Genomic DNA, 5,212 nt, shown 5'->3' on the forward strand with positions numbered 1-5,212 from the left:
ACGACCTGGTCGACGGTGACCATGGCGATGCGATGGTCGTCAGCGAAGGCGGCGAGCTCGGGGACGTGGGCGGGGGCGCCGTCGGCGGCCAGGACCTCGCAGATCACGGCGACCGGGGGCAGGCCGGCGAGGCGGGCCAGGTCGACCGCGGCCTCGGTGTGGCCGCGGCGCTCGAGGGTCCCGCCGGGCCGGGCCCGGAGCGGGAACACGTGCCCCGGCCGCTTGAACTCGGTGGCGGTGGCGTCGAGGTCGACGACCCGGCGCATCGTGCGGGCCCGGTCGGCGGCGCCGATCCCGCTGCCGGCCTCGACGTGGTCGATCGACACCGTGAAGGCGGTGTCGCACCCGGCTCGCTCGGGGGGCACCATCGGCGTCAGCGCGAGCTGGTCGAGCCGCTCGGGCGTGCACGGCATGCAGACGAGGCCGCGCGCCCAGCGCAGCATGAAGTTCACGGCTTCCGGCGTGACCCAGCTGGCCGCCATCGTCAGGTCGCCCTCGTTCTCGCGGTCCTCGTCGTCGATGACGAGCACCATCTCTCCCCGTCGGATGCGGCGCACCGCCTCCTCGACCGACGTCAGCTCCATGGGTGTCATCCTCGTTCGGCTATGGGCTGGGGCGGGGCGAGGACGGGCAGCGTGACGACCATGCGGCAGCCCCGCGGGTCCCGTCCCTCGGGATGGATGTCGCCGCCGTGGAGGTCGACGATCCACCGCGCGATGGCGAGGCCGAGCCCGGCGCCGCCGTCGATCGACGAACGCGCCGCGTCGGCGCGGTAGAAGCGCTCGAACACGCGGCCCCGGTCCGCCTCGGGGATGCCGGGACCCTCGTCCAGCACCTCGATCCTGACGCCGCGGGGGCCGCGACGGGCTCGGACCTCGACCGTGCCGCCGGTGGGCGTGAACCGCACCGCGTTCTCGAGCAGGTTCGCGACGACCTGGTGGACCCGCTCCGGGTCGCCGTCGGCGGTGAGGTCGGCCGGCTCGACGTCGACGGCGACGTCGACGGCCGGGCCGTGCAGCCGCTGCTCCCGCACCGCGTCCTCGAGCAGCGGCTCGACCGGGAACGCGGCCCGCTCGAGCGGCACGACCCCGGCCTCGAGCCGGGACAGGTCGAGGAGCTGCTGGACCAGTCGCCCGAGGCGCTCGACCTGGGCGAGCATCGTCTCGAAGGTCTCCCGCGCCGGCGCCTCGACGCCGTCGACGAGGTTCTCGAGCTTGGCCTGCAGGGCCGTGATCGGGGTTCGCAGCTCGTGCGAGACGTTGGCGACGAGGTCGCGGCGCATCCGGTCGGTCTCCGCGAGCTCGGCGGCCATCTCGTTGAAGGCCCGGGCCAGGGCGCCGACCTCGTCGTGGGAGCTGGTGGTGACGCGCCGGCTGTAGTCGCCCCGGGCCATGGCGTCGGCGGCCACCGCCATCTCGCGCAGCGGCGACGTCATCCCCCGGGAGAGGAACTTCACGATCAGAAAGGCGACGAGCCCGGCCAGGATCCCGCTCGCCGACGGCCAGAGCCCGGCCTTGATCCCGAGCCAGAACACGAAGATGGTCCCGGCCACGGCGGACCCGATGACGAACCCGAGCTTCAGCTTGATCGACGGGAACGAATCGAGCGGCCGGCGGACGTCGAGGTCCTTCACGTCGATCGGGAGCCGGCGCCGGTTCACGCCGAGCCCGCCCCGTACCCGACGCCGTGCACGGTGCGCACCGCGTCGGCGCCGAGCTTGCGCCGCAGCGCCCGCACGTGCGAGTCGACGGTGCGGGCGCCGCCGCCGTCGCGGTAGCCCCACACCTCCCCGAGCAGCTGCGGGCGCGAGAACACCCGGCCGGGGTGCTGAGCCAGGTAGGCGAGGAGCTCGAACTCGGTGGGGGTGAGGTGGACGTCCTCGGCGCCGCGGGTGACGCGGCGACCGTCCACGTCGACCGCGATGGCGCCCAGGCGGAGGGGCGAGCGGGCGGCCCGCTCGGGAGCCCGCTCGACCCGGCGGAGCAGGGCGTGGACCCGGGCGGTGAGCTCGCGGGCGCTGAACGGCTTCGGCAGGTAGTCGTCGGCGCCGACGGCCAGGCCGACGACGAGGTCGTTCTCCGACCCGCGGGCGGTGAGCATGAGCACGGGGACCGGGCGGTCGCGCTGGATGCGTCGGCACACCTCGAGGCCGTCGAGGCCCGGCAGCATGAGGTCGAGCACGACCAGGTCGGGCTGCAGCCGCTCGCACGCGGCGACGGCGGCCAGCCCGTCGCCGACGATCTGGACCGCGAAGCCCTCGCTGCGGAGCCGCGCCGCGACGGCCTCGGCGATGGAGGCCTCGTCCTCGACGACGAGCACGGTGCGCGCGACGGCGGGCGCCGGCACCGTCAAGGCGTCAGACATCATCAACCATGCTAGGGAGCGCCTGTCGCGGAGTCTCGTCGGAAATGTGGGGATTTGGTGGAGATCGCGGGGGTTGAGCAGGTCAGGGCTCAGCGCGGGGCGCCGAGCGCGTCGGGGAGCACGGCGACGAGCGTGCCCGCCCGGAGCGCGACCCGAGCCCGCGCCGCGGTGAACTCGTTGCTCACGCCCCGGGTGGTCCCGGCCTCGAGGTCCTCGTCGGCCAGCGGGTAGCGCAGGCCCTCGGTGCGGATCCCGCGCGCCGCGCCGCCGAGCGGGATCAGCGTCAGCCGCGCCCCGGGCCAGGCGGCGAGCTCGGCCTCGCCGCGCACGACGACCACCCCGGCGTCGCCCACCCACGCGTCGAGCTGCGCGCCCGTGTACCGCGGCGAGGCCAGCAGGGTGAGGTTGGCGAGGAAGTGGTCGAGCCGCCCGCCGTGACCGCCGACGACCGTGACCCGCCGGAAGCCCCGGGCCAGCGCGGCGTCGAGCGCGAGCTCGAGGTCGGTCTGGTCCTTCGCGCTCGGGTGGGCCTCGACGTCGCTGCCCTCCCGGCGGGCGTCGGCGAGCGCGGCGACGTCGACGCTGTCGAGGTCGCCGACGATGAGGTCGACGTGGCGGCCGAGGGCGGCGGCGTGGTCCAACCCGGAGTCGGCGGCGATCACGAAGGCGTCCCCGGGGAGGAGCGCGGCCACGGCCGCGGGGGGCGAATCGCCGCCGGCGAACACGAGGGCGGCGTCGTGGCTGATGTCGCTCCCTTCACCACGCCGGTGTCACGTCGCGCCGTCACCGACGACCGGTCGGCGCGGTCCCGGCGCGCGCGACAACTCGCGGCGGCGGTTCACGTAGCGTACCGCCGGTGCCCCTCCCTCGCCGTCGTGTCCTCGCGCCCGCGCTCCTCGTCGCCGCGGTCGCCGCGTGCGGCGGCGGCTCCTCGAGCACCTCGTCGCAACCTCCCTCGACCCCGTCGACGACCGCGACCCCGCCGACCTCGACGCCCGGCGGGGGAGCGCTCCGCGTCGCGGCGGCGTCGGTCCGGCTGCCCGCACCCGTCTCGCGTGAGGTCCTGCTCACCGACGGCCAGCGGCTCGTCGCCCTCGGCGGGCTCGACGCCACGAAGACGTCGACGGGCACCGTCGCCGCCCTCGACCCGAGCGGCGGCGCGCCGCGTCCCTTCGGCTCGCTGAGCTTCCCCGTGCACGACGCCGCCGGCGTGTACCTCGGCGGCCGGTACGTCGTCATCGGCGGCGGCGCCTCGTCACCCCCGCAGCGCACGACGGTGCAGGCGGTCCCGGGCGGCGGCGGCACGAGCCAGGCGGTCGGGAACCTCCCCGAGCCCCGGGCCGACCACGTCGCCGCGCTCGTCGGCACCACCGCGTACACGCTCGGCGGCGGCCAGGAGGCGACCCGCCTCTACCCCTCGGTGCTGGCCAGCACCGACGGCGCCACCTGGCGGGCCGCGGGGTCGCTGGCCCAGCCCGTCCGCTACCCGGCCGTCGCCGTCGTCGGCGGCGCCGTCTACCTGTTCGGCGGGGTCAGCACCGCCCAGGGCAGCGACACCACCGCCATCCAGCGCTACGACCCCGCCACGCAGACCACCCGGGTCGTCGCCCAGCTGCCGGCCCCCCTCTCCCACGCCACCGCGGTCGCCCTGGGCGGCGCGGTGTACGTGCTCGGCGGGTTCGTGAACAACGCCGTGTCGGCGCAGGTGCTGCGCGTCGACCTGCCCGCCGGAACCGTCACGCCGGCCGGGACGCTGCCGACGCCGCTCACCGACGCCGCCGCGGTGGTGGTCGGCGGCACCGGCTACCTCGCCGGCGGGCAGGGCCCCTCGAGCGCGCCGGTCGACGCCGTGCTCACGCTCACCGTCGCGCTTCCCTGAGCCGCCGCCGCGGCGCGGCGTCGGGCCCTACCGTGGGAAACGATGGACGTGACCGCGGCGATGAGCGAGCGCGGCCACGAGCAGGTGGTGCTCGTCGCCGACCGCGCCGTCGGCCTGCGCGCCGTGATCGCGATCCACTCGACGGCGCTCGGACCGTCGCTCGGCGGGGTCCGCTTCTGGCGCTACGAGCGAGAGGCCGACGCCATCCGCGACGTGCTCGCACTCTCCGAGGCGATGACCTGGAAGGCGGCCGTCGCCGGCCTCCACCAGGGCGGCGGCAAGGCGGTGGTGCTGGTCGACGACGCCGACGTGCCACGCACCGCGCCGCTGCTGCACGCGCTCGGTCGCGCCATCGACGAGCTCGGCGGCCGCTACATCGCGGCCGAGGACGTCAGCGCGACGACCCGGGACATGGAGGAGCTCGCGTCGGTGACGCCGTGGGTGACCGGCGTACGCCAGGAGCTCGGCGGGTCCGGCGACCCGTCGCCCGTCACCGCGCACGGCGTCCTCGCCGCCATGCGGGCCGTCGCCCACGAGCTCGACGGCCCCGACGCGACGCTGCGCGGCTGGCGCGTGGCGATCCAGGGGGCCGGCAGCGTCGGCGCCCACCTGGCCCGCCTCCTCGCGGCCGAGAACGTGGCGGTGATCGTCGCCGACCTCCACGACGAGCGGGCCGAGGCCGTGGCGGGCGAGGTCGGCGGCGAGGTCGCGCCCGCGGACGAGATCCTCGGCGTCGACTGCGACATCCTCGCCCCGTGCGCGCTCGGCGGTGCCCTCACCGACACCACCGTTCCGACCCTTGCCTGCCGGGCCGTCTGCGGCGCCGCCAACAACCAGCTCGCGCACCACGGCGTCGACGAGCTGCTGGCGCGGCGCGGGATCCTGTTCGTCCCGGACTTCGTCGCCAGCGCCGGCGGCATCATCAACCTGGCCCAGGAGTTCACCGGCTACTCGCGGTCCCGCGCCCTG

At 75.9% G+C, this 5,212-nt stretch carries 6 protein-coding genes; 2 read left to right on the forward strand and 4 right to left on the reverse strand.

Translation table 11 applies throughout. The features are described 5' to 3' along the window. The 4 genes from ribB to VG869_01550 all read right to left on the reverse strand — a co-directional run. The coding region (gene ribB, locus VG869_01535) for a 3,4-dihydroxy-2-butanone-4-phosphate synthase (GenBank protein ID HEV3449862.1) at positions 1-584 on the reverse strand (584 nt) is incomplete at its 3' end. 5 nt (positions 585-589) lie between these two features. Beyond that, a complete protein-coding gene (locus tag VG869_01540; protein ID HEV3449863.1) occupies positions 590-1,660 on the reverse strand; it encodes an ATP-binding protein in 1,071 nt (356 codons plus the stop codon). Further along, the gene (locus VG869_01545) at positions 1,657-2,364 is read right to left on the reverse strand and encodes a response regulator transcription factor (GenBank protein ID HEV3449864.1); all 708 of its coding nucleotides are present in this window, start codon (positions 2,362-2,364) and stop codon (positions 1,657-1,659) included. Before VG869_01545 ends, VG869_01540 begins: the two co-directional genes overlap by 4 nt. Before the next feature lie 89 nt (positions 2,365-2,453). Further along, positions 2,454-3,089, reverse strand: a complete 636-nt coding sequence (locus VG869_01550; protein ID HEV3449865.1) for a thiamine diphosphokinase — start codon at positions 3,087-3,089, stop codon at positions 2,454-2,456. Positions 3,090-3,220: 131 nt separating this feature from the next. Here VG869_01550 and VG869_01555 point away from each other — a divergent pair, with 131 nt between their 5' ends. Together VG869_01555 and VG869_01560 are read left to right on the forward strand one after the other, a co-directional pair. Next, a complete protein-coding gene (locus VG869_01555) occupies positions 3,221-4,243 on the forward strand; it encodes a hypothetical protein (GenBank protein ID HEV3449866.1) in 1,023 nt (340 codons plus the stop codon). Between the two features lie 42 nt (positions 4,244-4,285). Beyond that, positions 4,286-5,212 (forward strand): Glu/Leu/Phe/Val dehydrogenase dimerization domain-containing protein (locus VG869_01560; protein HEV3449867.1); only part of this gene is annotated, 927 nt, incomplete at its 3' end.

The sequence above is a fragment of the Acidimicrobiia bacterium genome (assembly GCA_035948415.1).
Taxonomy (GTDB): Bacteria; Actinomycetota; Acidimicrobiia; order IMCC26256; family PALSA-555; genus PALSA-555.

What these genes read in the sequence shown, in the direction of transcription:
- VG869_01545 (HEV3449864.1), bottom strand. Translation starts at nt 2,364, where the DNA reads ATGTCTGACGCCTTGACGGTGCCGGCGCCCGCCGTCGCGCGCACCGTG.